The sequence below is a fragment of the Croceicoccus esteveae genome (assembly GCF_031846435.1).
GTDB classification, from domain to species: domain Bacteria; phylum Pseudomonadota; class Alphaproteobacteria; order Sphingomonadales; family Sphingomonadaceae; genus Croceicoccus; species Croceicoccus esteveae.
In genome coordinates, this window is sequence record NZ_JAVRHS010000001.1 from 185,931 (window position 1) to 210,677 (window position 24,747).

The 24,747-nt window shown below is 60.2% G+C and carries 25 protein-coding genes; 17 read left to right on the forward strand and 8 right to left on the reverse strand.

The genetic code is table 11. From position 1 onward, the window contains the following. Positions 1–115 precede the first annotated feature (115 nt). The gene (locus RM533_RS00845) at positions 116–1,510 is read left to right on the forward strand and encodes a M28 family peptidase (protein ID WP_311339289.1); all 1,395 of its coding nucleotides are present in this window, start codon (positions 116–118) and stop codon (positions 1,508–1,510) included. 22 nt (positions 1,511–1,532) lie between these two features. Here RM533_RS00845 and RM533_RS00850 read toward each other — a convergent pair whose 3' ends face one another. The 8 genes from RM533_RS00850 to RM533_RS00885 all read right to left on the reverse strand — a co-directional run bounded on the left by RM533_RS00850 (position 1,533) and on the right by RM533_RS00885 (position 9,313). Beyond that, on the reverse strand, positions 1,533–2,066 hold the full coding sequence (locus tag RM533_RS00850) for a superoxide dismutase family protein (RefSeq protein ID WP_311339290.1): 534 nt from the start codon (positions 2,064–2,066) through the stop codon (positions 1,533–1,535). A 109-nt stretch (positions 2,067–2,175) separates the two neighbouring features. After that, complete coding sequence (locus RM533_RS00855) at positions 2,176–3,021, reverse strand: energy transducer TonB (RefSeq protein WP_311339291.1); 846 nt, start codon at positions 3,019–3,021, stop codon at positions 2,176–2,178. 153 nt (positions 3,022–3,174) lie between these two features. After that, on the reverse strand, positions 3,175–5,361 hold the full coding sequence (locus tag RM533_RS00860) for a TonB-dependent receptor (protein WP_311339292.1): 2,187 nt from the start codon (positions 5,359–5,361) through the stop codon (positions 3,175–3,177). Between the two features lie 174 nt (positions 5,362–5,535). Then, the gene (locus RM533_RS00865; protein ID WP_311339293.1) at positions 5,536–6,219 is read right to left on the reverse strand and encodes a Fe2+-dependent dioxygenase; all 684 of its coding nucleotides are present in this window, start codon (positions 6,217–6,219) and stop codon (positions 5,536–5,538) included. 22 nt (positions 6,220–6,241) lie between these two features. Further along, positions 6,242–7,180 carry an FAD:protein FMN transferase gene (locus RM533_RS00870; protein WP_311339294.1) on the reverse strand — a complete coding sequence of 313 codons (939 nt, stop codon included), beginning with the start codon at positions 7,178–7,180 and terminating at the stop codon, positions 6,242–6,244. A gap of 83 nt (positions 7,181–7,263) precedes the next feature. Continuing rightward, on the reverse strand, positions 7,264–8,094 hold the full coding sequence (locus tag RM533_RS00875; protein ID WP_311339295.1) for a DUF4198 domain-containing protein: 831 nt from the start codon (positions 8,092–8,094) through the stop codon (positions 7,264–7,266). Positions 8,095–8,108: 14 nt separating this feature from the next. Beyond that, on the reverse strand, positions 8,109–8,621 hold the full coding sequence (locus tag RM533_RS00880; RefSeq protein ID WP_311339296.1) for a DUF2271 domain-containing protein: 513 nt from the start codon (positions 8,619–8,621) through the stop codon (positions 8,109–8,111). A 14-nt stretch (positions 8,622–8,635) separates the two neighbouring features. Then, positions 8,636–9,313 (reverse strand): PepSY-associated TM helix domain-containing protein, encoded by a 678-nt coding sequence (locus RM533_RS00885; RefSeq protein ID WP_311339297.1) that lies wholly within the window; start codon positions 9,311–9,313, stop codon positions 8,636–8,638. Between the two features lie 256 nt (positions 9,314–9,569). Between RM533_RS00885 and rplO the strand changes: the two genes are divergently transcribed. The 16 genes from rplO to RM533_RS00965 all read left to right on the forward strand — a co-directional run bounded on the left by rplO (position 9,570) and on the right by RM533_RS00965 (position 24,740). Then, a complete protein-coding gene (gene rplO, locus RM533_RS00890) occupies positions 9,570–10,052 on the forward strand; it encodes a 50S ribosomal protein L15 (protein ID WP_311339298.1) in 483 nt (160 codons plus the stop codon). Between the two features lie 125 nt (positions 10,053–10,177). Next, complete coding sequence (gene secY, locus RM533_RS00895) at positions 10,178–11,548, forward strand: preprotein translocase subunit SecY (RefSeq protein WP_311339299.1); 1,371 nt, start codon at positions 10,178–10,180, stop codon at positions 11,546–11,548. A gap of 35 nt (positions 11,549–11,583) precedes the next feature. Continuing rightward, a complete protein-coding gene (locus RM533_RS00900) occupies positions 11,584–12,228 on the forward strand; it encodes an adenylate kinase (protein WP_311339300.1) in 645 nt (214 codons plus the stop codon). Positions 12,229–12,548: 320 nt separating this feature from the next. Then, a complete protein-coding gene (gene rpsM, locus RM533_RS00905) occupies positions 12,549–12,917 on the forward strand; it encodes a 30S ribosomal protein S13 (RefSeq protein WP_311339301.1) in 369 nt (122 codons plus the stop codon). 48 nt (positions 12,918–12,965) lie between these two features. Then, complete coding sequence (gene rpsK, locus RM533_RS00910) at positions 12,966–13,355, forward strand: 30S ribosomal protein S11 (RefSeq protein WP_311339302.1); 390 nt, start codon at positions 12,966–12,968, stop codon at positions 13,353–13,355. A gap of 112 nt (positions 13,356–13,467) precedes the next feature. After that, complete coding sequence (locus RM533_RS00915) at positions 13,468–14,523, forward strand: DNA-directed RNA polymerase subunit alpha (RefSeq protein WP_311339303.1); 1,056 nt, start codon at positions 13,468–13,470, stop codon at positions 14,521–14,523. Between the two features lie 130 nt (positions 14,524–14,653). After that, positions 14,654–15,073, forward strand: coding sequence for a 50S ribosomal protein L17 (rplQ, locus tag RM533_RS00920; protein ID WP_311339304.1), 420 nt, complete (start codon positions 14,654–14,656; stop codon positions 15,071–15,073). Between the two features lie 152 nt (positions 15,074–15,225). Continuing rightward, positions 15,226–17,412, forward strand: a complete 2,187-nt coding sequence (locus RM533_RS00925) for a prolyl oligopeptidase family serine peptidase (protein ID WP_311339305.1) — start codon at positions 15,226–15,228, stop codon at positions 17,410–17,412. Between the two features lie 424 nt (positions 17,413–17,836). Then, positions 17,837–18,208 carry a 30S ribosomal protein S12 gene (rpsL, locus tag RM533_RS00930; RefSeq protein ID WP_311339306.1) on the forward strand — a complete coding sequence of 124 codons (372 nt, stop codon included), beginning with the start codon at positions 17,837–17,839 and terminating at the stop codon, positions 18,206–18,208. Between the two features lie 107 nt (positions 18,209–18,315). Next, entirely contained in the window at positions 18,316–18,786 is a 471-nt protein-coding gene (gene rpsG / locus RM533_RS00935; RefSeq protein WP_311339307.1) for a 30S ribosomal protein S7, read from the forward strand. A 112-nt stretch (positions 18,787–18,898) separates the two neighbouring features. Continuing rightward, the gene (gene fusA, locus RM533_RS00940; protein WP_311339308.1) at positions 18,899–20,992 is read left to right on the forward strand and encodes an elongation factor G; all 2,094 of its coding nucleotides are present in this window, start codon (positions 18,899–18,901) and stop codon (positions 20,990–20,992) included. A gap of 119 nt (positions 20,993–21,111) precedes the next feature. After that, the gene (tuf, locus tag RM533_RS00945; protein WP_311339309.1) at positions 21,112–22,302 is read left to right on the forward strand and encodes an elongation factor Tu; all 1,191 of its coding nucleotides are present in this window, start codon (positions 21,112–21,114) and stop codon (positions 22,300–22,302) included. Positions 22,303–22,456: 154 nt separating this feature from the next. Next, positions 22,457–22,768, forward strand: coding sequence for a 30S ribosomal protein S10 (gene rpsJ / locus RM533_RS00950; protein WP_311339310.1), 312 nt, complete (start codon positions 22,457–22,459; stop codon positions 22,766–22,768). Between the two features lie 172 nt (positions 22,769–22,940). Further along, positions 22,941–23,816, forward strand: coding sequence for a 50S ribosomal protein L3 (gene rplC / locus RM533_RS00955; protein ID WP_311339311.1), 876 nt, complete (start codon positions 22,941–22,943; stop codon positions 23,814–23,816). Next, entirely contained in the window at positions 23,813–24,439 is a 627-nt protein-coding gene (gene rplD, locus RM533_RS00960; protein WP_311339312.1) for a 50S ribosomal protein L4, read from the forward strand. The genes rplC and rplD overlap by 4 nt, the downstream gene beginning before the upstream one ends. After that, positions 24,432–24,740, forward strand: a complete 309-nt coding sequence (locus RM533_RS00965; RefSeq protein WP_311339313.1) for a 50S ribosomal protein L23 — start codon at positions 24,432–24,434, stop codon at positions 24,738–24,740. The genes rplD and RM533_RS00965 overlap by 8 nt, the downstream gene beginning before the upstream one ends. Positions 24,741–24,747: the final 7 nt, after the last annotated feature.

Sequence of the window (24,747 nt, forward strand, 5' to 3'; positions counted from 1 at the left end):
ATCAGTAAGGGGAAATGGGTTTCGCGCCAAATAGGGCGCAAATGCGGCAAGGGCAAGGTCGCGCTGCAGAAGGTCACGCTTGGCAAGGGGCGCCTGGCGCGATAGCAGCGACGACATGAAAGCTGTTTTTCTGCCGCTCCTTGTGAGCATTGCCGCCGCGAGCGCTCCTGCTGTGGCGCAATCGGCCGCCGCGCCTGCCATGTCACCTCAAGCCAGCCACGACATTGCGATGTTGCGTGACAGGGCGTTGGCGCAGGATGAAATCGCCTGGAACTTTGTCGAGGGGATTACCACCGAGGTGGGACCACGGCAGGCAGGAACCGAAGCAGAGGCGCGCGGGCGCGACTGGGCAGTGGCCTGGCTGCGTGCGCGAGGTTTTGCCAACGTCCGCATCGAACCATATATGATGCCGACCTGGATCAGGGGTGCTGAAACCGCCGAGGTGGTTACGCCTTATGCTCAGCCGCTTGTGCTCACTGCGCTGGGCAACAGCGGCGCCACTCCACCAGAAGGATTGACTGCGCCGGTTGCGGTGTTTGCCGATATCGCCGCCTTGCAAGCCGCGGCTGACGGCAGCCTTGCTGGCAAGATTGCCTACATCGGGCATGCAATGGAGCCTTCGCAGGACGGATCAAGCTACGGTTTTGCCGGTCCGGCACGCTGGGTTGGACCTTCGCTTGCGGCGAGCAAGGGTGCAAAGGCGGTGCTGGTGAAGTCAATCGGTACGGACAATCACCGGCTGGCACATACGGGTAATACCGGTTTCGCCGATGGGCAGGCGGCTATTCCCGCCGCAGCATTGTCGGTGCCCGACGCAGAAAACCTCGAGCGCATGGCTGCGCGGGGGCGCGATATAGAGGTCCGCATGGTGCTGACCCCGACCTTTGCAGGGCAGATGCCGTCGGGCAATGTCATAGCCGAAATCGTGGGCCGCGACCCTGATGCTCCCATGGTGCTGCTGGCCTGCCATCTCGATAGCTGGGATCTGGGCACTGGCGCCATTGACGATGCTTCAGGCTGCGGGATTGTCGCGGCAGCGGCTTTGCATACGGCACGCCACCAGCAGCCATTGCGCACCATCCGTGTCCTGTTCGCGGGTGCAGAGGAAGTCGGCGTGTGGGGCGGCAAGGCTTATGCCGCTGCGCATGGCGCAGTTCCGCACGCAGTAGCGTTGGAAAGTGATTTCGGCGCCGACAGGATCTGGCAGGTCAATACCGCGAGAATGGAACCAGCAGTTGCCGCACAGCTGGCTGCGATGCTGGCGCCACTGGGCATCGCTCCTGGAAATGGTACCGCCGGAGGCGGCGCGGATATTGCCGCGCTCATCGAAGGGACAAAAACTGCCGTCGTCGATCTCATGCAGGACGGAACACGTTATTTCGACGTGCACCACACGGCCAATGACACGCTGGACAAGATCGACCCTGTGCAGCTTCGCCAGAACGTAGCAGCGTGGACAGCAGCAACGGCGCTGCTTGCCAACACGCCTGCTCCGCTTGTGGTCAAATGATCAACGCTTCTGCTGCGCAGCCTTAACTGCGGGAGAAAACTCCGCAGGCAATGCGGGGGCCAGCGTTGCCGCTAGGATCGGTCCGCATATCGTCCGGGTCACGATGCACGATGAATGCGGCACCGTCCTGGTCCAGCAGTTGCGCAAATGAGCCTTCCGGTGTCGTGGCATCGATGGAGCCTGAACCATCAGTTCCGATCACCAGATTGGGAAGATCGCCTGCATGTGCGCCAGGCATGTCGTCCATGGTGCCATGCTGCTGATTGGTAGGATTCCAATGATCCCCGGCAGTCGTGAAATCAGGCGCGTCGCATCGGCCGGTCTGGTGAATGTGTGCTCCGTGGGTGCCGGCCGGCATCCCGTAGGCGCTGAGCTGCACATGAAGGTCGTCGCCCATTTTCATCGCCATGACCTTGCCTACCTCGGTGCCATCGGCAGTGCGTAGGGTCGCGGTTGCGACATCGTCGCCCGCCGCCATGCTGTGCATGCCGTCATTGGTCGTGGCACATCCGGTGAGCAGCGCGGCTGCGCCAGCGATTGCAACTAGGTGCTTCATGAAATCCATCCTCGTCAGCTGCGATATGAAGGATAAATGCGCGGCATGGCATCTGTGTTCCTACCCGTGCTGGTCGAGCTTCGCGTTTCGTGGTGCAACTTTTCGGCGTTCAGCCATTCAGAGCAAAAGTAACGGGGACCAGCACCCAGGCCTCGACCGGCTTGTCGCCTTGACGTGCGGCAAGAAAGCGCCATTTGCGCACAGTGTCGAGTGCTGCTTTGTCAAGCCTGTCAAAGCCACTTGATGTTTCCACTTCCAGCCGGGCGGCACGGCCTTGCGGGGTCACCAGGACCCGGAGCAGCACAACCCCTTCTTCTCGCGCCTTGCGTGAAAGATAGGGATAGCGCGGCCCCGCATTACCAAGCTGCGCGGCGGCAAAATCGGGAGCGCTGACGGGAACCGGAGTCACTGGAACAGGTGCGGAGGCTTGGGGCGCTGCAACAGCCCTGTCGCTGCCGACAGCGTTCGTAGAGGGAGAGGCCATGCGCGGGGCCAGCGCCGGGCCCGGTTGTGGCGCCACTACGTTCCGAGGAGGCGCAGCGACATGTGTCACGACGGGTGCTGCCGGAGGAGGGGCTGCTTTTGCGGGCTCAGGTGGCGGAGGCGCTGGTGCTGGCGAGGGCGTTGGCGGCAAAGTGATGTCGAATGCGGCCAGCGGTGCCGGCAGATTGTCTGGCGATCCGGCCACCGTCATCCCCAGAAGACCGGCAATTGCAGCGGCATGGATCGCCGCTACCAGCACAAGCGAACGTAAACCCGCACCCGATGCTTTATAGCCGGACGATTGGTGGCCACGTGGGCGATCATCGGGTTTCGCCGGGCGAATGGCTTGCGGTGCAGGAGCATGGGCCTGCACGGATTCGAGGTTTTGTGAACAAGCACTGCCTGCTCCCGGCGCGACGGGAGCCCGCCAGTCACCCGGCGCACCGTCCTCGCCCGCTGCTCCTTGCTCCATGAGCGCGGGTGCGCAAGCGTGTTTCGCCTGCTGCCTGAACGACCGCAAATGCAGTGATTGGCCGGGAAGTTTGAGCTTGAGAAACATGCCGTTCGCCTAGCTGCTACAAGGCGTTGTCACTTCGACAACGCCTTGCCTGATGGTCGCTTCACGTCAGTATCGCGCGATCAAGGACACCAGCGCCTGCCGTCCGTCGGACGGAATGCCAAAATGCGGATTCCGCAGTTTCTTGATGTATCGTTCGTCGCCGATGTTCTGCACATTTACCCTGATGCCGAGGCTGTCGGTGAGTTCGTAGGAAGCATTGGCGTCAAAGCGCCAGTAGCCATCCGCGGAAATGAGATTGGCGGGGTCGGCATAGCGCTTCGACGCATGGTAGACACCGCCGCCCACCTCAAAGCGCGGGCTTACCTGCCACGATCCGGTCACGGCGAGATTGTTGCGGGGCGTATTGGGCAGGCTGTTGCCATCATTGTCCGACCCGTCGCGCAATTCGCTGTCAACGAAGGTGTAGCCGGCAAAGATCGACACCGGCCCCGCGCGGCCGCTTGCGCCCAGCTCGAAACCGCGCAGACGGGCCTTGTCGGCGACGGGCACTGCTCCTGTGATCGGGTCATCGTCGATGATGTTGTCACGGTCGACCTGGAACGCGGCAGCCGACAGCAGGAGCGCACCGTTAAAGATCTGCGCCTTGCCGCCTACTTCCCAGTTTTCCGTGGTCTGCGGTTCGTAGAAAGCATTGGATCCGTTGATGTTGACCGATCCTTCGCCAATCGTCGTGCCCGGGGGAGTCTTGGCATTGGCGTAGGAGAAATAGAGGCTGGCCAGTTCCGAGGGCTTGAACACGACGCCGCCCTGATAGCTCAGAAAATCAGAGTTCGCTTCCACGTCATACGCAACGCCCCTGCTTGTTCCCTTCGCATCGGTGTCGAAGGCGGTGTAGCGAATTCCCGCATTCACCAGCAGTTGGGGCAGCACAGTGATGGTGTCGAAGGCATAGATGCTGACGTCGCTGGCGCTGGCACGCTGGCGCGCACCGGGCGCGATCGATCCGGTCCACGGATCGCTTGGATCAGGGTCGGCAAGGCTGGTGCAGTTGTTGTCTTCGAACGACGCTTCGGGGCAGGTCCGGTTGCCGGTGTCCACCGCATAGGGGCGGTTCACTGCATCGGCGACGCCAAATTCCACACCAAGGGAGAGGCTGTGCGCGATGGAGCCGGTGTCGAGCACGCCGGCAAGATTGAGGTTATTGGCGAATGAATCGCTGGTGGAGTTGCGACTCTTCACCGCCCGCCAGACGACGCTGTTCGCCACATTTCCTGCGCTGTCATCAGGATTGGTGACGATGTAGTTGTTTCTCGCCCGTGAATAGCGCGCCACATCGGACAGTACCCAGCCATTGCCAAGCACGTGTTCAAAGCTGAAGGTCGCGCTGTCGACTTTCGTTTTCTGGAAGTCACGCGCCAGGAGACCGTAGAAATTGTCGTAATCGACATCCGCAGGAACGCGCTCGCCACCTGGCAATTGCTCGCGTGAGGTGAGCGGAATGCCGTAATCGGGAATGCCGTCGGTTTCATAGTGATAGTAGCCGAGTGTTGCCGTCGTCGGGGAGCCAAGACCCCAAGTCAGCGAGGGCGCGACGCCCCAGCGTTCGTTCTGCACCGCATCGCGTCCCGGCGTGTCCGCATCGTGGTACACTGCGGCAAGCCGAACCGCCAGCCGGTCGGCAAGCTGCGCGTTGCCATCCACGGAAAGCCGTAGCAAATCGTCTGTGCCGGCAGTTGCCGTCGCGGTGCCGAAGTTGCCTTCGCGCGCCTGTTTGGTAACAATGTTGATTGCGCCCGCCGCCGCGCCGCGTCCGCCAAAAGCGCTGCTCGGCCCCTTGAACACCTCGATCCGTTCGATTGCGAAAATCTCGCGGGCCTGGCTGCCGATGTCGCGTACGCCATCGATGAAGACGTCGCCGGTTGCGTCCACACCGCGAATGAGCGGGATGTCCGCGTTGGCAGTGCCGCCTTCACCTGCCCCCAAGGTGATGCCGGGCACGGTGCGCAAGGCATCTTCAAAGGAAAACGAGGCGGTATCTTCCAGCACCTTTTCAGTCACGACGTTGACGATCCGCGGCGTATCCACGACGGGCGCGGTGATCTTGGGTGAGGCAAGCTCCTCGGCCAGATAGCCGTCCTGCACGGCGGCATCGGTCACGGTAACGCCCTCCAGCCGGGTTGCTGCGGGGCGGGGCTCACCTTCCAGCCGCGCCGGCGTTGCCTGCGCTGCAATTGCTGGCGAGACATGGGCGCTGGCTACAAAGCCGATGCAGCCCAGCGCGAGATAGCTCAAGCCTGAGCGCCTGGATCGCGATCCTGTTGGGTTGTTTGACGCAACATCCATCTTCATTTCTGACACGCAGGCAGTTCCTTCATCGTAAGTCTTCAGCAGCGCTATCAATAATGATTCTCAACCTGTCAACAATAATGCGAACCAGTTTCATTAACTCAGGAGGATGGTTTTCAATCAGGCGTCTGCCCAGCGACGCATCAGATTATGGTACAGGTTGGTAAGCTCCAGCACCGCTGCATCTTCCGCCCCACGATCCTGCGTCAGCAAGCGGATAGCGCGGTCGAGCCGGTAGAGCTGCTCACGTTCCCCGTTGTCTCGCACCATGCTTTGCAGCCAGAAGAAACAGGCAGTGCGCGTTCCGTTGCTTACAGGATCGACCCGGTGCAGGCTCGATGCCGGGTAGAGCACCAGATCGCCAGCGGCCAGCTTGACCCGGTGCTCTCCGAACATGTCCTGCACGACCAGTTCGCCGCCGTCGTAAGCTTCGGGCGGTTCCAGAAACAGGGTGGCGGAAAGATCGCTGCGGATCCGGAAATCCGTGCCGGGCAGAGTACGGATGCTGTTGTCGACGTGATTGCCGAAAGCCTGACCACCGGCGTAACGGTTGAACAGCGGCGGAAACACTTTGAGCGGGAGAGCGGATGCGATGAACTCCGGGGTCTGTCCAAGCGCATCGAGAACGATGCGCCCGGCCTCATGCGCCTGCTCGCACCCTTGCCGAAGCTGGATGTTGCGCTTCGTTTGGCGGGATTGGTGCCCCGATGTCTCGTTCCCGTCTACCCATGGACCCTTGTCGATGATCCTGCGGACCTCGTTTACGCCCGCTGCATCGAGCACTCCTGTGATCTTCACCATCATGGCGTTGCGTTCCTGTTGCTGTTCAGTTCAGCCATTGCTGCCAGGCTGGCGAGAGCAGGACCTTGTTCGAGGTGACGATCCGTGCCGGAATGCCGCAGCGCGTGGCGAAATCCATGCCGCGCCGGGCACCCATTACCATGATTGCGGTCGCCAGAGCGTCAGCCTGCATGCACCCCGGGTGCAGCACACTGACTGCTATCATCCCATCATCGACCGGGCAGCCCGTTGCCGGATCGAGCGTGTGCGACCAGGAAGATGCCCCGCGGCTTTGCCGGCGCAGGTAATTGCCGGTCGTAGCGACCGCCCATCCGGAAAGTCCGATGCGCGCTGCGGCGGCAGCCGAGCCTGGTGGTACTTCTAAATCGACCCACCATGGCAGACCGTCGGAGCGCTGGCCGATCCCCTTGGCCTCGCCGCCGATCTCGCAGAATGCATCACGCACTCCGATCTCCTGCAGCAGGGCAAGAACATGATCGACGGCAAATCCCTTGGCGATGCCCGACAGGTCCAGCATCACTCCGCCAGTCTGCATGATTGCGCCTTGTTGCACATGCGCCGCCCACCCGTACTCAGACATCGCTGTAACCGGCGGGGCGGAGGCGGGGGCGAAGGCGGGGTCATGCGCGGGCAGCGGTGTTGGGCCAAAGCCCCAGAACGCTGCCTGACGACCCAGCGCGGGATTGAAAGCGCCATCGCTCGCCTCGCCGATTGCCAGCGCGCATTGCAGCACCGTAACAAATTGCGGGCCGATCGCGAGGCGGGTGCCCTGCGCGGCGGCGTTGAAGAGGCTGAGCTGCGAGGCAGGTTCCCATTGGCTCATCTGCGCAATGATACTGGCAAGCGCGGTGTGCAGCCGATCCTCCACATGGTCGGCGTTGACCCCAGGAACCAAGGCGGCGCACAGCGACCAGCACGTGCCCATTGTCTCGCCCGAAAGCCGCAACTCATTGCGCAACGGCATCGGTGGCGCAGGCCCGCTCTGCTGCCCGGGCGCAAGCAGCAGGTCGAGTGGGCGTTCAGTTTCGCCGCCGGGTGGGCAGGCAATCAAAGCGGCAGGAATTCCAGAACCGCAGTATAGGACATCCGGCGCGGCGATCCGCTCTGACTGACACCTTCATGCGCGGTTTCCATATAGAACAGTCCTGGTTGCGGCGCAGTAAGCGTCAGCATCCCGTCAGCGTCGGTGGTGAGTTCCTCTACACCGGCATTGTCGCGGTAGCGCGTTCCGCCTTGTACAAATTCGACCTTCAAGCCCGGCGCGGGCTGTCCGTCAACGATCATGCGCATCTGTGCCGGCTCGCCTGCGACCAGATCATTGGGGTGCGTGACGGGAATCATCTCGATCCCGCTGCCAGTCAAGGCAAGCGCGCGCGCGTCGGGCAATCCCAGCGTGACAAAGGTTTCGGTTCGGCTGCTTGTCTCACCAAGCACCACATTGGTTGCGTCGGCAGGGATCGAAGTAGCGATATCCGCCTGTGTTCCGCGCCAGCGGTGCTGTTCGCCTGCGTGCTGATAAGTGCCGGCCCAACCGTCGCTGGCGAGTGCGATGCGGTAAGTGCCCTGCTGCTTCAGAGGTACGTCGAAGACGCTGCGATACGCTCCGGTGCCGATGACGGTCGGCTCGACCGTGTCGCCCGCAGGACCAGTAATGACAAGGGTGTCGAGCGGGAGAGGCCGGTGTTCGAACACGAACAGGCCGTTTGATGCTGCAGCATCGACGCTGACCATGCCATCCTCCCCGGCGAGCACCGTTGCGGAGGGAAGGAGCCAGCGCCGATGGGCTTCTGCTGATTGCGGCATCAGTGTGGCAAGCCCTGCACCGGCAATGGCAGCAACAAGGCAGGAGCGAACGAACAGATGATGTGTAAACGGCATGGTCAAACTTCCTGTCAGGGTCTGGTGATGAGGCGCACGGTGCCAAGCTCCGTCGTGCCGCGGGCCGAGGCAGTAGCGGCGCGTCTGGGTGGCCATTGGAAAGGAATGGTGACCAGTTCGCGGCCGCCGACTTCGCGCGCAGCTTCGACCTGCAGCCGGTAATTTCCGGGTGCAAGCGCGCTCAGCGGCTTCGAACCTGAGGCGTGGCGGACGCGGTATTGCCCGGGAGCCCTGGTCGGTCCGCTGATTCCGTCGGCGGGCATGGTCATTGCGCGGCCAGCCCGGCGCCACCAGGTACGCAGGTCCGGCAACCATTTGCGACCGTCCTCTCCCTTTGCATCGGTATCGTACCAGACGTTCAGGGTCGCTGCGGTCTTTCCGCTTTCTGTCTCCACCCACATGGCCACATACGGACGATGATACTCCGCAATCCGGAGCCGCGGGATTTCCAGCGCTACTTCCAGTTCCTCTGCATGGGCAGGAACGGCCAGCATTCCAGCAGCGGCAAGGGCCAGTATCTTTTTCATGAGCAAGCTTTCGCCTATCGGTGAACGGTAAGGAGGAGAACCAGTGCAGGGACAATAAGGCCGCCCGCGACAATCGGCCAGGTCGCCGGGCGTTTGCGGGCGTGCACCTGAAGAAGGAGGAGCCCGGTCAGGCAGAACACGATGCAGGCAGCGGCAAAAATGTCGATGAACCATGTCCAGGCAGCGCCGGCGTCCCGGCCCTTGTGCAAATCATTGAAGTAGGCAATCCAGCCCCTGTCGGTCTTCTCATGCACGACCGCGCCTGTCGCAAGGTCGATGGACAGCCATGCATCCAGCCCCGGCGCGGGCAATTCGAAATAGACTTCATCCCCGCTCCACTCCGCGTCGGCGCGGGTCACGTTCACCGCCAGTTCCTGTCGCAACCATTGAGTGACGGGTTGACCCAGTGTGGGCGTGGTGTTGCCAGCTTCAGTATCAGGTTCGCGCAGCAAGACCAGCATCTCTGCGGGCAGTTGCGCTTCACGGGTAATGGTGGAAGGCTGCGCCTCGATATCCGCGGCGTGGTTGAGGGTGATCCCGGTGATTGCGAACAAAATCATACCGACAAGGCACATGCCGCTACTGATCCAGTGCCAGTTATGGAACTGCTTGACCCAGAAAGCGGAGAAGCCTGGCCGCCGTCGCTCGCGGACAGCGCCTTCAAACGATTTTTGCGAGGGATTGGCGGTCACGGCAAGGTCCGGCTTGTTCTGGTCTGCCGCCGCCTGAACTTATTGCAAGTGCTCGTCAATAGCAAAAGCTGCTCGCGCACCGTGCTGTTCTCGTCGGCACCCGGTTTCCGGCGATGTGCGGGCTTCAGTGCCATACGAGGTCGGATCACGCAGCGACAAGCGAGGTTGCTGGGGAGGGGGTGACAGCCGCTTGTGCAATCGCTAGGGGCATCGTTTCCCGGAAACGCGCGAATCAAAGCGAAAGCGAGTGCAGATAATGAACCTTAACGATCTTAGAGACAACGACGGCGCCCGCAAATCACGTATGCGGGTCGGCAGAGGCATCGGTTCTGGCAAGGGCAAGACTGCCGGCCGCGGCCAAAAAGGTCAGAAGAGCCGGTCCGGCGTCGCGGTAAAAGGCTTCGAAGGCGGTCAGATGCCGCTGCACATGCGGTTGCCGAAACGCGGGTTCAACAATCCGTTCGGCAAGGATTACGCAGAAGTGAACCTCGGCATGATCCAGAAGTTCATCGACGCTGGCAAGCTTGATGCAAGCGGCACGATTGATCACGCTGCTTTGAAAGCAGCAGGTCTGGCGCGCGGCGGCAAGCACGGTGTGCGCCTGCTCGGCAAGGGTGCACTGACGTCCAAGGTCTCGTTCAAGGTTGCAGGCGCATCCAAAGGTGCGCGCGAGGCTGTTGAAAAGCTCGGCGGGTCGCTTGAGGTTGCAACGGCAAAGCGGGCAGACGTGCCGGCCTGAACAAAATGCATCCGGAGCGGAATGCGACATTCCGGTCCGGATCGTTCCCAGCCTGTCTTGTTGACAGGACAGTCGCATGACGGGTGACCGGCCACGCCGCGCCCCAGCAGGGCATCTGATCGATCATGGCATCACGCGCCGATAATCTTGCAAGCAATCTGAGCCTGGCGAATTTCTCCAAGGCTACCGAGCTCAAGAACCGCATCTGGTTCACCATCGGCGCCTTGGTGGTGTTCCGGTTCCTCAGCTTCGTGCCGCTGCCTGGCGTCAATCCGCTGATCCTGCAGGATCTGTATGCACAGACGCGCGGCGGCGTGCTTGACCTGTTCAACACTTTTTCGGGCGGCAGCCTCGAGCGGATGAGCCTCATCGCGCTTGGCGTGATGCCTTACATTACCGCCTCCATCGTCATCCAGCTTGGCGCATCGCTGCATCCCGCGCTTGCGGCCTTGAAGAAAGAAGGCGAGAGCGGGCGCAAGAAGCTCAATCAGTACACCCGTTACGGCACCGTTGGATTGACGGCGGTGCAGGGCTATTTCCTTGCTGTTGGTCTGGAAAGCTATGCCGCTGCCAGCGGGTTGCAGGCGGTCGTGGACCCTGGCCTGCTGTTCCGGATCGGCGCAGTTATCAGTCTGGTAGGCGGGACCATGTTCCTCCTCTGGCTCGGTGAGCAGATCACCTCACGCGGGATCGGCAATGGCGTGTCGCTCATCATCATGGCCGGCATCGTCGCGCAGTTTCCCACGATAACGGCACAATTGTTCGAAGGCGGACGTTCAGGATCTATTTCGCCGTTTCTCATCATCGCGCTGATCCTGGTGATTGTCGGGCTTATCCTCTTCATCTGTTTTGTGGAGCGCGCCAGTCGGCGGCTGCTCGTGCAATATCCCAAGCGGGCGGGGCAACGAGGCATGATGCAGGCGGACCGAAGCCATCTTCCGCTCAAGCTTAATACGGCGGGAGTTATTCCCCCCATTTTTGCAAGTTCGCTCCTGCTGCTGCCACTGACCATAACGCAATTTGCGGGCAATTCGGTCACTCCGGATAGTGCGACGGGTGGTGTTCTGGTGACGCTCAACCAGTATCTCCAGCATGGCGCACCGCTTTACATGCTGCTTTACGCCGCCGGTATCATCTTCTTCTGCTTCTTCTACACTGCGGTTGTATTCAATCCTGAAGAAACAGCAGACAATCTGAAGAAGAACGGCGGGTTCATTCCGGGCATCCGTCCGGGGCGCAACACGGCCAATTATCTCGATTACGTGCTGACCCGGATCACTGTCATTGGCGCAATGTATCTGACGCTGGTCTGCGTATTGCCTGAATATGTGATTGCGCAGACAGGATTGCCGTTCTTTCTTGGTGGCACCAGCCTGCTCATCGTGGTCAACGTCACGGTTGACACCATCGCACAGATACAAAGCCATCTTCTTGCCCATCAATACGGCGATCTGATCAAGAAGGCGAAGCTCAAGGGCAGGGGGCGACCACGTTGAACAGTCAGGATCAGGGCGCCAGGCAGGCGGCAGGCTTGAACATCATTCTTCTTGGACCTCCCGGTGCAGGCAAGGGAACCCAGTCGCAGCGGCTCGAGGCTCGGCATGGCATGCGCCAATTGTCGACAGGCGACATGCTGCGCGGCGCCGTCAAGGCGCAGACACCTGTGGGAATGCAGGCCAAGACGGTCATGGAAGCAGGCGGGCTGGTATCCGACGATATCGTCTCTGCGCTGATCTCGGCGGAACTGCTCGCCATCGGCAACGATGCAGGAGTGATCTTCGATGGTTATCCCCGCACGGCGGAGCAGGCCCGCGCCTTGGACGACATCCTGGCCGAGCACGGGCGCAGGCTTCACCATGTCGTCGAGCTTGAAGTCGATGAAGACGCGCTGGTGGAGCGGATCACCGGACGCTATTCCTGCGCTGCGTGTGGCAAGGGGTATCATGAGACATTCGAACGGCCTTCCGTGGCCGGTGTTTGCGATGTGTGTGGGGCCAGGCAGTTCAAGCGCCGACCTGATGATACAGAGGCGACAGTCCGCACCCGCATGGCCGAGTACCGGGCCAAGACAGCGCCGATCCTGCCGATTTACGAGCAGCGTGGCATCGTGAGCCGCATTGACGGAATGGCTGACATCGATGAAGTCACACGACAGATTGAAGCGCTGCTGTCCTGAACAGGTGACAGGGTCGGACCCCTGCGTGATAGGGCCTCAGTGCAAGTTTGTCCTTGCTGCAGACGGGCAAAGCTGACGCAGGTCACTTTCCGCGATCGTCAGTCGCCAATTGACAAATGCTTCGAATCTTTCTATGCGCACCGCTTGCCATGACAGAAACCGGCCCGAATTGCGCAGTCTGGCGCTTCGTCCAGCACGCATGAAGAACGGAATTTGCCAGGCTTCATCGCTATGAGATAGGCGCAACCGGCGTTCCTGCGGCAAGGAAATCACCTGAAGCTGGATAACGTCGTTCCGCGTCTGTGGAGCAGGAGAAAAAATTGGCTCGTATCGCCGGGGTGAACATCCCCACTAACAAGCGCGTCATTGTGGCGCTTACCTATATCCATGGCATTGGTCCCAAGACCGCCGAGGACATCGCTGACCGGATCGGAATCGATCATGCGCGGCGGGTTCAGGATCTCACCGATCAGGAGATTGTGCAGATCCGCGAGGCGATTGACGGGGATTACACCGTCGAAGGCGATCTGCGCCGCGAGACTGCCATGAACATCAAGCGCTTGATGGACTTGGCCTGCTACCGCGGGCTGCGTCATCGCAAGGGGCTGCCGGTTCGCGGTCAGCGCACGCATACCAATGCGCGCACCCGCAAAGGCAAGGCAAAGCCGATTGCCGGCAAGAAGAAGTAAGCGCCACCTGGCAGCTTTCTTTTCCCACCTTACGACAGGAATATCATCATGGCACGCGAACCCCAGCGCATAAAGCGGCGCGAGCGCAAGAACATCTCCAGCGGCGTGGCGCATGTCAACGCCAGCTTCAACAACACCATGATCACCATCACCGACGCGCAGGGCAATGCGATCAGCTGGTCCTCGGCTGGCATGATGGGCTTCAAGGGCAGCCGCAAATCGACGCCTTATGCAGCGCAGGTCGCAGCCGATGACGCCGGCAAGAAGGCGGCAGAGCATGGCGTGCGCACACTCGAGGTCGAGGTAAAAGGTCCTGGTTCGGGCCGAGAAAGTGCGCTGCGTGCATTGCAGGCGGTGGGCTTCACCATTACCTCCATTCGCGATGTGACGGCGATCCCGCACAATGGCGTGCGCCCGTCCAAGCGGCGCCGCGTCTGATTGCCGCACGAAGAGGTACTGGCCGGATCGTCCGCTTCCTCTTCGGCTCGAATGCAGAGCGGGCGTCATGTGCATGACGTCCGCCATCATTATTCAACCCTAGGGGAAGTCCATGTCCGTCAACAACAAGAACTGGCAGGAACTGAAGAAGCCCAACAGCCTGGAAGTCAAGAGCGGTGGCGATGCCAAGCGGCGCGCCACTTTCGTCGCCGAACCGCTGGAGCGCGGTTTCGGGCTGACGCTTGGCAATGCGCTGCGTCGGGTGCTGTTGTCCTCCCTGCAGGGAGCGGCGATCACGTCGATCAAGATTGACAATGTGCTCCACGAGTTTTCGTCGCTTGCAGGCGTGCGCGAGGACGTCACCGACATTGTTCTCAACATAAAGCAAATTGCGCTCAAGATGGAAGGTGAAGGCGCAAAGCGGCTGAACCTTTCCGCCACAGGTCCGGCGCAGGTCACCGCTGGGGACATTGCGGTAAGCGGCGACATCGAGGTGCTGAACAAGAGCCTGGTGCTCTGCCATCTCGACGAGGGCGCGACACTGAACATGGAACTGACGGCAGAGGCAGGCAAGGGGTACGTTCCTGCCGTGCAGAACCGTCCTGCGGATGCGCCGATCGGGCTGATCCCGGTCGATGCGCTGTTCTCGCCCGTGCGGCAGGTCTCTTACAAGGTGGAGAACGCGCGCGTCGGCCAGGAGCTCGATTATGATCGGCTGAACCTCACCATCGAGACCGATGGCACTGTGACGCCGGACGATGCCGTTGCCTATGCCGCGCGCATCCTCCAGGATCAGCTCTCGCTGTTCGTGCACTTCGAGGAAGGCATTCCGCAGGCGGTGCAGCAGTCCTCGGGTGTGTCGGCACAGCCCGAGGAGTCGGATGCAAACCAGCTCAATCGCTACCTGCTCAAGAAGGTGGACGAGCTGGAGCTTTCGGTGCGCTCTGCCAATTGCCTCAAGAACGACAACATCATCTATATCGGCGATCTGGTTCAGAAGACCGAGGCCGAGATGTTGCGCACGCCGAATTTTGGCCGCAAGTCGCTCAACGAGATCAAGGAAGTGCTGTCGAGCATGGGATTGCGGCTCGGCATGGACATTCCTGGCTGGCCGCCGGAAAACATCGAGGACATGGCCAAGAAGCTGGAGCAGGAACTGCTCGGCTGATGATTTACGGGCTGCGCTGCTTGTGCAGCCCGGATCGGTTTGCGGCTGACCGTTAACAGCCGGTACCGGGGTACCAGCGACGGCGATCTTGCCGGCTATACGGCCCCTTTACGAACGAAGGGTAAATACAATGCGTCACAGACATTCCGGCCGCAAGCTCCAGCGCAAGAGCGGTCATCGTACCGCCCTCCTGCGCAATATGGCCGCAGCGCTTATCAAGCATGAGCAGATCAAGACGACCACGCCCAAGGCACGCGAACTGCGCCCCTATGTCGAAAAGCTGATCACGCTTGCAAAGCGTGGCGGCCTGTCCAATCGCCGACTGGCGCAATCGCGCCTGCTCGATGATGCACAACTGGTAAAGCTGTTCACCGTGTTGGCCGAACGTTATGCGACACGTGAAGGCGGCTATACGCGGATCATCAAGGCGGGCTTCCGTGCTTCCGATGCGGCGCCCATGGCGATCATTGAACTGGTCGACCGCGATGTTGCGGCGCGCGGGCAGGATTCAGGGCGCGTCGAAAGCGAAGAAGAGCTCGAAGCGGCCTGAAGCAGGGTGTTGGTAACAGGAAGGCGCCATGGCTTTGTTCATGGCGCCTTCTTTTGTCTGAGGCAGGGTCGTTGCATATGCAACCTTGCAAAGCGCCGGCACTTTGGGCAGATCCCGCGCAGAAAACTTGCTGGTTTGTAAGGAACATGATCATGGCCAAACGTGCCGCCGGGCTGCTTGCCGCTGCTTCAATTCTTTCGCTTGCAGCTGTGCCTGCACAAGCGGACCACCACCAACCCGGGGAGCAGCGTCAGATGACCGGCTTTGATCGGCAATCCTATCCGCAAACCCGCCGGGACAATGTCGTGGAGGAGCAGTTCGGAGAGCGCATCGCCGATCCCTATCGCTGGCTCGAGGCGGATGTCCGCAATGACGCGAAAGTTGCTGACTGGGTGAAACGCCAAAGCAGCTTTGCCGACACATATCTGAAAACCTTGCCGGAGAGGGCATTCTTCGAACAGGCATTATCCGAACTGCTGGATTACGAGCGGTTTGGCACGCCTGTAAAAGCTGGCGATCGTTTGCTGTTCGAGCACAACGACGGGCTGCAGAACCAGAACGTCCTGAAGATAGTCGATGCTGATGTGGCAACCATCGATGGCCTTGGACGCACGCTCATCGACCCCAATCAGTGGTCTGACGATGGCACCACTGCGCTCGCCGGATGGAAAGCGTCGCCGGATGGCGGGATTGTTGCCTATCAGGTGCAGAAAGGCGGGAGCGATTGGCGTACCTTGCGGTTCGTCAGCACGGCCGACGGGCAGGTCCTTGAAGACAAACTGGACTGGGCCAAGTTTACCGGGATCTCCTGGGTCGGAAATGACGCGGTGCTCTATTCCCGTTTCCCGGAACCGGCCGCAGGCCAGGACTTCCAGGCGCTGAACTACAATCAGGCAGTGTTCTACCACAAGCTTGGCACGCCCCAATCGTCTGACCGGCAGGTTTATGCAACACCAGATGCACAGAAGCTCGGGCATGGTGCGTCGGTGACAAGTGACGGCCGCTGGGTTGTCATCAACAGCAATGAAGGCACTGATCCTGCAAGCATTGTCACACTGCTGCCGATTGGGCGCGGGAGCTGGACGCCGATCACGTTGGTTGCCGAACAGGCCGACCAGTGGGATCTTGTCGACGGCATCGGAGATCGGCTGTGGTTCGTCACCAGCAAAAACGCGCCGCTCAAGAAAATCGTGCTGGTCGATCTGTCGGGTGATGCGCCCGTGATTACGGATGTTGTGCCGCAAGCGCAGGAAAATCTCGAAAGCGCCGCTATCGTCGGGGACCGGATCGTCACGAGCTACTTGCAGGATGCCGCCTCGCGATTGCGTCTGTTCTCGCTGGATGGTGAGCCGCAAGGCATGGTGCAACTCGGCGGGTTTGGCACAGCTGGCGGCATCAGCGGAGAACCCGGCGATGAGGATGCGTGGATTTCATATTCCTCTTTCACTCAGCCCCAGACCGTTCTGAAGCTCGACACGAACAGCGGGCGGGTACAGGATTTCGCCGCGGTGGCAGCAAGCTTCGATCCGGATGATTTTGCAACGGAGCAGGTATTTTATTCGTCGAAAGACGGAACCCGGGTTCCGATGTTCATCGTAAAGCGCAAGGATGTCACCGGGCCGGCGCCCACGCTTCTTTACGGCTATGGTGGGTTCAATATTTCACTGACACCATCTTACAGTGCAAGTCGGATGGCCTGGCTTCGCGGCGGTGGCGTTTATGCACTCGCCAATTTGCGTGGCGGCGGCGAATATGGTGCCGAATGGCACGATGCCGGTCGTGGCGCGAACAAGCAGAACGTGTTTGACGACTTCATTGCTGCTGGCGAATGGCTGAAAAGCAATGGCATCACCGGCGAAAACCAGCTGGCAATCGACGGGCGGTCCAACGGCGGACTGCTGATGGGAGCCGTGACCAACCAGCGTCCTGATCTGTTCGATGCAGTGCATGCGGCAGTAGGCGTGATGGACATGTTGCGGTTCGACCGCTGGACTGCCGGCCGGTACTGGGTCGATGATTACGGATACCCGGACAGGGAAGCGGATTGGCGCGTATTGCGCGGCTATTCGCCTTATCACAACATCCGCTCCGGACTGGAATATCCCGCGGTGCTGACGACCACTGCGGATACTGACGATCGGGTGGTGCCCGGACACAGTTTCAAATATGCTGCTGCCCTGCAACACGCTGACATCGGTGAAAAGCCGCATCTTATCCGTATTGAAACCAACGCCGGCCATGGCAGCGGCAAGCCTGTGTCAAAGATCATCGAGGAGTTCTCCGATATTCTGGGCTTTCTGGCGCATTGGACGGATTTTTCCCCTGCGGCGCCGCAGTAATGGTCGGCAGCAGGCTGGCTTGACTGTCTGGCCGCGTGCGCGTACATGGGCGCGGCAAGTGGCCGGATCCGTCCGGCCTGCGCATTCAGAGCTGAACATTGGCGGTGAGTCGATTGGCGGGATGGATCATGAAGATGACCATCTGCCCGGTTATCCGGCAAAGTAACCATTGCCCTCGGCAGGGTGGAGTGTTTCGGCTCACTGACTGTATGGTACAGATGCCACGCGTGCTGCGTGTTACTGACGATATGGAATGTGACCTTCGCTTCTGATCCTGGCTTTGTGGCACATCGTCCTTGTGCGATGTGACGCTGCGATGCGGCTTTGGCGCCTGTGTGGTCAAGAAGATGTGCTGATTTGGTAGATGACCTGTCCGCATGAGAGTTTTCCCGGAGCCCGGCTCCGGAAGTCAGGAGCAAATTTGATGCCGACAATCAATCAGCTGGTGCGCATGGGTCGCGTTCCGCAGAAGGCGAATTCGAAGGTGCCGGCGATGGAACAGAACCCGCAGAAGCGGGGTGTTTGCACGCGCGTCTATACCACCACTCCAAAAAAGCCGAACTCGGCATTGCGCAAGGTGGCCAAGGTGCGCCTTACCAACGGCCGCGAGGTGATCTCCTACATACCTGGCGAAGGCCATAATCTGCAGGAGCACTCCGTGGTGCTGATCCGTGGCGGACGCGTGCGCGACCTGCCGGGTGTGCGGTACCATGTGCTTCGTGGCGTGCTCGACACGCAGGGTGTCAAGGATCGCAAGCAGAGCCGGTCCAAATACGGGGCAAAGCGTCCCAAGTGATGGCGTGGGGTCCGCGCCAGATGCGGCTCCTTGATGCAGATACACATTGTGGATGATCGTCACGCGGCGTCTTGCCCTGATCATCTGCTACCCCTGGAGGTAAGAACATGTCACGTCGTCGTCGTCCCGAAAAGCGGATCATCCTGCCCGACCCCAAGTTCGGGGATCAGATCCTTTCCAAGTTCATGAACAACCTCATGCTTGATGGGAAGAAGTCCACTGCCGAGCGGATCGTCTATGGTGCGTTGCAGACGGTGGAAACCCGCGCCAAGGCGGATCCGGTGCAGCTGTTCCATGATGCGCTCAACAACATCATGCCGCAGATCGAGGTGCGCAGCCGCCGCGTCGGCGGCGCGACCTACCAGGTTCCGGTTGAAGTCCGTCCGGAGCGGGCGCAGGCGCTGGCGATCCGCTGGCTGATCACTGCCGCGCGCAATCGACCCGAAACCACCATGGCGGCGCGTCTGTCGGGTGAACTGATGGACGCTTCGAACAATCGCGGCAACGCTGTCAAGAAGCGCGAAGACACACATCGCATGGCAGACGCGAACCGCGCGTTCAGCCACTACCGCTGGTAAGCTGACGATGGGGGCGGTGCAATCTTGTGCTGCCTCACCATCCTTGGCTGAATTTTCAGGCAAGCGGCCTGAGTCGGTCGGGCTCCCGCTTTTGCTAATTTGAGGAATTTCCATGGCTCGCGAATATCCGCTGGAACGCTATCGCAACATTGGCATCATGGCGCATATCGACGCCGGGAAAACCACGACAACCGAACGCATTCTGTTCTATACCGGCAAATCCTACAAGATCGGCGAAACGCACGATGGCGCCGCCACGATGGACTGGATGGAGCAGGAGCAGGAGCGTGGCATCACGATCACCTCTGCGGCGACCACCACGTTCTGGGCTGCCGAAGACGGCAAGGGCCCCAAGCATCGGATCAATATCATCGACACGCCGGGCCACGTTGATTTCACGATCGAGGTGGAGCGCAGTCTGCGCGTGCTCGACGGTGCTGTCGCTGTGTTCGACGGTGTGGCGGGCGTGGAGCCGCAGTCTGAAACCGTCTGGCGGCAGGCTGACAAGTACAAGGTTCCGCGGATGTGCTTTGTCAACAAGCTCGATCGCACCGGTGCCAATTTCTATTATTGCGTTGATTCCATCGTCGAGCGGCTCGGCGCTGTCCCGCTGGTTCTTTATCTTCCGATTGGCGTCGAAGCCGATCTCAAGGGCCTGGTCGACCTTGTAAACAACCGTGCGATCGTCTGGGAAGATGAAAACCTTGGTGCGAATTTCCACTATACCGACATCCCGGCCGACATGGCTGACAAGGCGGCAGAATACCGCGAAAAGTTGATCGAGCTTGCCGTTGATCAGGATGATGCGGTGATGGAAAGCTACCTTGAAGGGGAGATCCCCGATGTCGCAACCATAAAGCGGCTCATCCGCAAGGGCACGCTGGCGCAGGCGTTCGTGCCTGTGGTCTGCGGCTCCGCTTTCAAGAACAAGGGTGTACAGCCGCTGCTTGACGCCGTGGTGGATTATCTGCCCAGCCCGGTTGACGTGCCGGCGATCAAGGGTGTGCTGCCGGACAGCGACAAGGAAGAAACGCGCCCGTCCAGCGACGATGCGCCGTTTTCTGCACTGGCGTTCAAGATCATGAACGATCCTTTTGTGGGTTCCCTGACGTTCACACGCATCTATTCCGGCCAACTCGCCAAGGGATCGGTGCTCAATTCAGTTAAGGACAAGAAGGAAAAGATCGGCCGCATGCTGCTGATGCATTCCAACAATCGGGAAGACATCGATGAGGCCTTCGCCGGTGACATCGTTGCAATCGCTGGTCTGAAGGAAACCACGACGGGCGATACGTTGTGCGCGGCATCGGCGCCTATCATCCTGGAACGCATGGAGTTCCCCGAGCCGGTCATCGAACTGTCCGTGGAACCCAAGACCAAGGCCGATCAGGAGAAGATGGGCGTTGCGCTCAACCGGCTTGCTGCCGAGGATCCGTCATTCCGGGTCACCACCGATCATGAATCGGGTCAGACGATCATCAAGGGCATGGGCGAGCTTCACCTCGACATCCTGGTTGACCGCATGAAGCGCGAATTCAAGGTTGAGGCGAATGTCGGTGCGCCGCAGGTTGCCTATCGTGAATCGCTGGCTAAGGCGGTCGATGTTGATTACACGCACAAGAAGCAGTCGGGCGGTTCGGGTCAGTTCGGACGCGTGAAAGTTTCCGTCACTCCGGGTGAGCGCGGACAGGGCGTGATCTTTGATGACGACATCAAGGGCGGAAATATCCCACGCGAGTATATTCCGTCGGTCGAGAAGGGTTTCCGCGAGCAGGCGGCAAGCGGCTATCTGGTCGGGTTTCCTATTATCGACTTCACCATCAAGCTCGTTGATGGCGCATATCATGATGTCGACTCCTCGACGATTGCCTTTGAAATTGCCGGACGTGGTGCAATGCGTGAAGTCGCGCAGAAGGCTGGCATCAAACTGCTTGAGCCGATCATGCGCGTCGAGGTCATTACGCCTGACGATTATCTCGGCGACGTGATTGGCGACCTCAACTCCCGTCGTGGGCAGATCCAGGGCACGGACACGCGTGGTATTGCGCAATCGGTCGATGCATTCGTGCCGCTCGCCAATATGTTCGGCTATGTAAACGAACTGCGGTCTTTCACCCAGGGAAGGGCGCAATACTCAATGCAATTCTCGCATTACGACGAGGTGCCGGCAAATGTCGCGGCGGAGGTCAAGGAGAAGCTTGCCTAACCGGCAAGATCGGTATAGTGGCGGCGCCAGATTTGCCGGCGCCAGATTGGTCGGCGCCCGTTTCCCCGGCGCTGGCCGCCCGCAGCCAATAACACAATTCTGAACAGAAGGTTTTGAACATGGCGAAAGCTAAATTTGAGCGGAACAAGCCGCACTGCAACATCGGCACTATTGGTCACGTTGACCATGGCAAGACGACCCTGACCGCCGCAATCACCAAGGTGCTTGCCGAATCAGGCACCGGCGAAGCGGTCAGCTTTGCAAACATCGACAAGGCTCCCGAAGAGCGTGAGCGTGGCATCACCATTTCGACATCGCACGTGGAGTACGAAACCGAAGCGCGCCATTATGCGCACGTCGATTGCCCGGGCCACGCTGATTATGTGAAGAACATGATCACTGGCGCTGCGCAGATGGATGGCGCCATTCTGGTGGTGAACGCTGCTGATGGTCCTATGCCGCAGACCCGCGAGCACATCCTGCTTGCCCGTCAGGTCGGCGTGCCCGCTCTCGTGGTGTTCATGAACAAGGTTGACCAGGTCGACGATGATGAGCTGCTTGAATTGGTGGAGCTCGAGATCCGCGAACTGCTGTCGAGCTACGACTATCCAGGCGATGACATCCCCGTCGTCGCAGGATCGGCGCTTGCCGCCCTTGAAGGTCGTGACGACAACATCGGCAAGGAAAAGATCCTCGAGCTGATGAAGGCGGTTGACGACTATATTCCGCAGCCCGCTCGCCCGGTCGACCGTCCGTTCCTGATGCCGGTGGAAGACGTGTTCTCAATCTCCGGTCGTGGTACCGTCGTGACCGGCCGTGTTGAAACCGGCGTCGTGAAGGTTGGCGAGGAAGTCGAGATCGTTGGCTTGAAGGACACCAAGAAAACGACGGTCACCGGTGTGGAGATGTTCCGCAAGCTGCTCGACCAGGGCGAAGCGGGTGATAACATCGGTGCGCTGGTTCGCGGCGTCGCACGTGAGGACGTGGAACGGGGCCAGGTGCTCTGCAAGCCCGGTTCCATCACGCCTCACACCGATTTCGATGCGGAGGTGTATGTTCTGTCGAAGGAAGAGGGTGGCCGTCACACGCCGTTCTTTGCCAACTACAGGCCGCAGTTCTACTTCCGCACGACGGATGTGACCGGCGAAGTGGTTCTGCCCGAAGGCACCGAGATGGTCATGCCCGGCGATAATGTGACGCTCTCGGTCAAGCTGATTGCACCGATCGCGATGGACGATGGTCTGCGCTTCGCCATCCGCGAAGGTGGTCGCACCGTCGGTTCAGGGGTTGTCAGCAAGATCACGAAGTAATATAGGCGCTCCATCGGCCGGGTCCCTGAGATTCGGCCGATGGAATTTTCAGGAATGCCGCCCCTCGGCATGCCGGCTTCGGCAGCAGACAAGGGGCGGTTTCTTTTTGGCGCGGCGGCTGTCGTGTCTGGCTCTTTCGCATCGGTAGTTGGAAATGGAAGCTCAGAATATCCGCATTCGCCTCAAGGCGTTTGATCATCGTGTTCTCGACCAGGCGACTGGTGAGATCGCGGAAACTGCCCGGCGTACCGGCGCACTTCTGCGGGGCCCCATTCCGCTTCCGACGCGTATTGAAAAGTTCACCGTGAACCGCGGCCCTCACATCGACAAGAAGTCACGTGAGCAGTTCGAAGTTCGCACTTACAAGCGGTTGCTCGATATCGTACAGCCCAACGCGGCGACGGTTGATGCTCTCATGAAGCTCGATCTGGCAGCTGGAGTCAATGTCGAGATCAAGCTTGCTTGATTGACTGTCTCTCCTTCGGGAGGGGAACGGGATACCGCCGGGCGATCGCCCGGGCTGCGTCCCCCGTCTTGTCTTCGCAAGAAGGCGCTTTGGCCCGGGCGGGGCGACGTATGATGAAAGGGCCGAGCACGCCTGCCGGATAGTCTGGTGGGCCTCTGTCGGGAGATTGATCATGCGTAGTGGTGTGATCGCCAAGAAGGTGGGAATGACCCGCCTGTTCCAGGAGGACGGCCGGCATGTTCCGGTAACCGTTCTGGCGCTGGAGAATTGCCAGGTTGTCGCCCAGCGTACGATGGAGCGTGACGGATACGTCGCGGTTCAGCTCGGTGCGGGTGAAGCCAAGCAGAAGAATGTTGCCAAGCCGCAGCGCGAGCACTTTGCCAAGGCACAGGTTTCGCTCAAGATGAAGGTTGCCGAGTTCCGTCTTGATGACGAGAGCGCGTTGCTGCCTGTCGGATCAGCGATTTCTGCCGAGCATTTCGTTGCCGGTCAGATGGTAGACGTCACCGGACACACGCAGGGCAAGGGCTTTGCAGGCGCGATGAAGCGCTGGGGCTTCGGCGGTTTGCGCGCGTCGCACGGTGTGTCGGTATCCCATCGGTCGCATGGATCGACAGGGCAGCGGCAGGATCCTGGTAAGGTTTTCAAGAACAAGAAGATGGCGGGCCACATGGGCGATCGCCAGCGCACACAGCAAAATCTGGAGATCGTGCGCACCGACGCTGCGCGTGGATTGCTGTTCGTGCGCGGGTCGGTTCCTGGTGCTAAGAACGGTTGGTTGATGGTTACGGACGCTGTCAAGCTGCCGCTTCCTGAAGGTGCTCCGTTCCCCGGCGCTCTCCTCCAAGGCAACGATGGACGTGACGAGCAGGGTGGTGCGCCCGCTGGCATGGTCGATAGTGCTGCAGAACACGAGATGAACACTGGTCCGACCGCAGCAGAGGCAGAAGCGCTGCTCGCCCAACAGCAGGCCGGCGTGGATGCTGATCCACAGGCTGAATCGGCTGAAAGCGAAGCAGATCAGATTGGCAAGGAGACCGGAGCGTGAAGGTCAATGTAACATCGCTCGACGGTACGACCGGTGGCGAGGTAGAGCTTGCCGATGCGGTTTTCGGTATCACCCCACGCGCCGATATTCTTCACCGCGTGGTGACCTGGCAGCTTGAAAACCGACGCGGCACTGCGCGGCCGACGCGTGAGCGTTCGGACGTTGCGCGTACCGGCAAGAAATTCGGACGGCAAAAAGGTGGCGGCACGGCACGGCACGGTGATCGCGCTGCCCCAATCTTTATTGGCGGTGGTAAGGCTCACGGTGCGCGCAAGCGTGATTTCAACCCATCTCTGCCTAAGAAGATCAGGTCGCTTGGGCTGAAGATGGCCCTGTCCTCCAAGGCCCAGAATGACGGCGTGATCGTTGTTGACAGCCTTGCTGTGGAAGCTGCGAAGACCAAGGCGCTTCTGGCAGTCCTGTCCGGCATGACGCTGGGCCGCAAGGTTCTGTTTATTGATGGCGATGCTGTTGATACCAACTTCCGGTTGGCGTCTGGCAATCTGATGAACATGGACGTGCTGCCGGCAGTGGGTGCCAACGTCTACGATATACTTAACCATGACACTTTGGTGCTCACCCGCGCCGCAGTCGAAAAGCTGGAGGCGCGGTTCAATGGCTAAGCAGCAGAACATAGATATTCGGCACTATGATGTAATTCTGGCGCCGCATATTACAGAGAAGGCGACGCTGCTTTCGGAGCACAACGCGGTTGTTTTCAAGGTTAGCGGCGAGGCTACAAAGCCGCAGATCAAGGAAGCGGTCGAGGCGCTGTTCTCCGTGAAAGTGACAGGCGTTAACACGCTGGTGCAGAAGGGTAAGACCAAGCGTTGGAAGGGCAAGCCCTACCGCCGTACCGATATGAAGAAGGCCGTGGTGACGCTGGCGCAGGGCCAGTCCATCGACGTGACCAGCGGGATCTGAGGCGCGA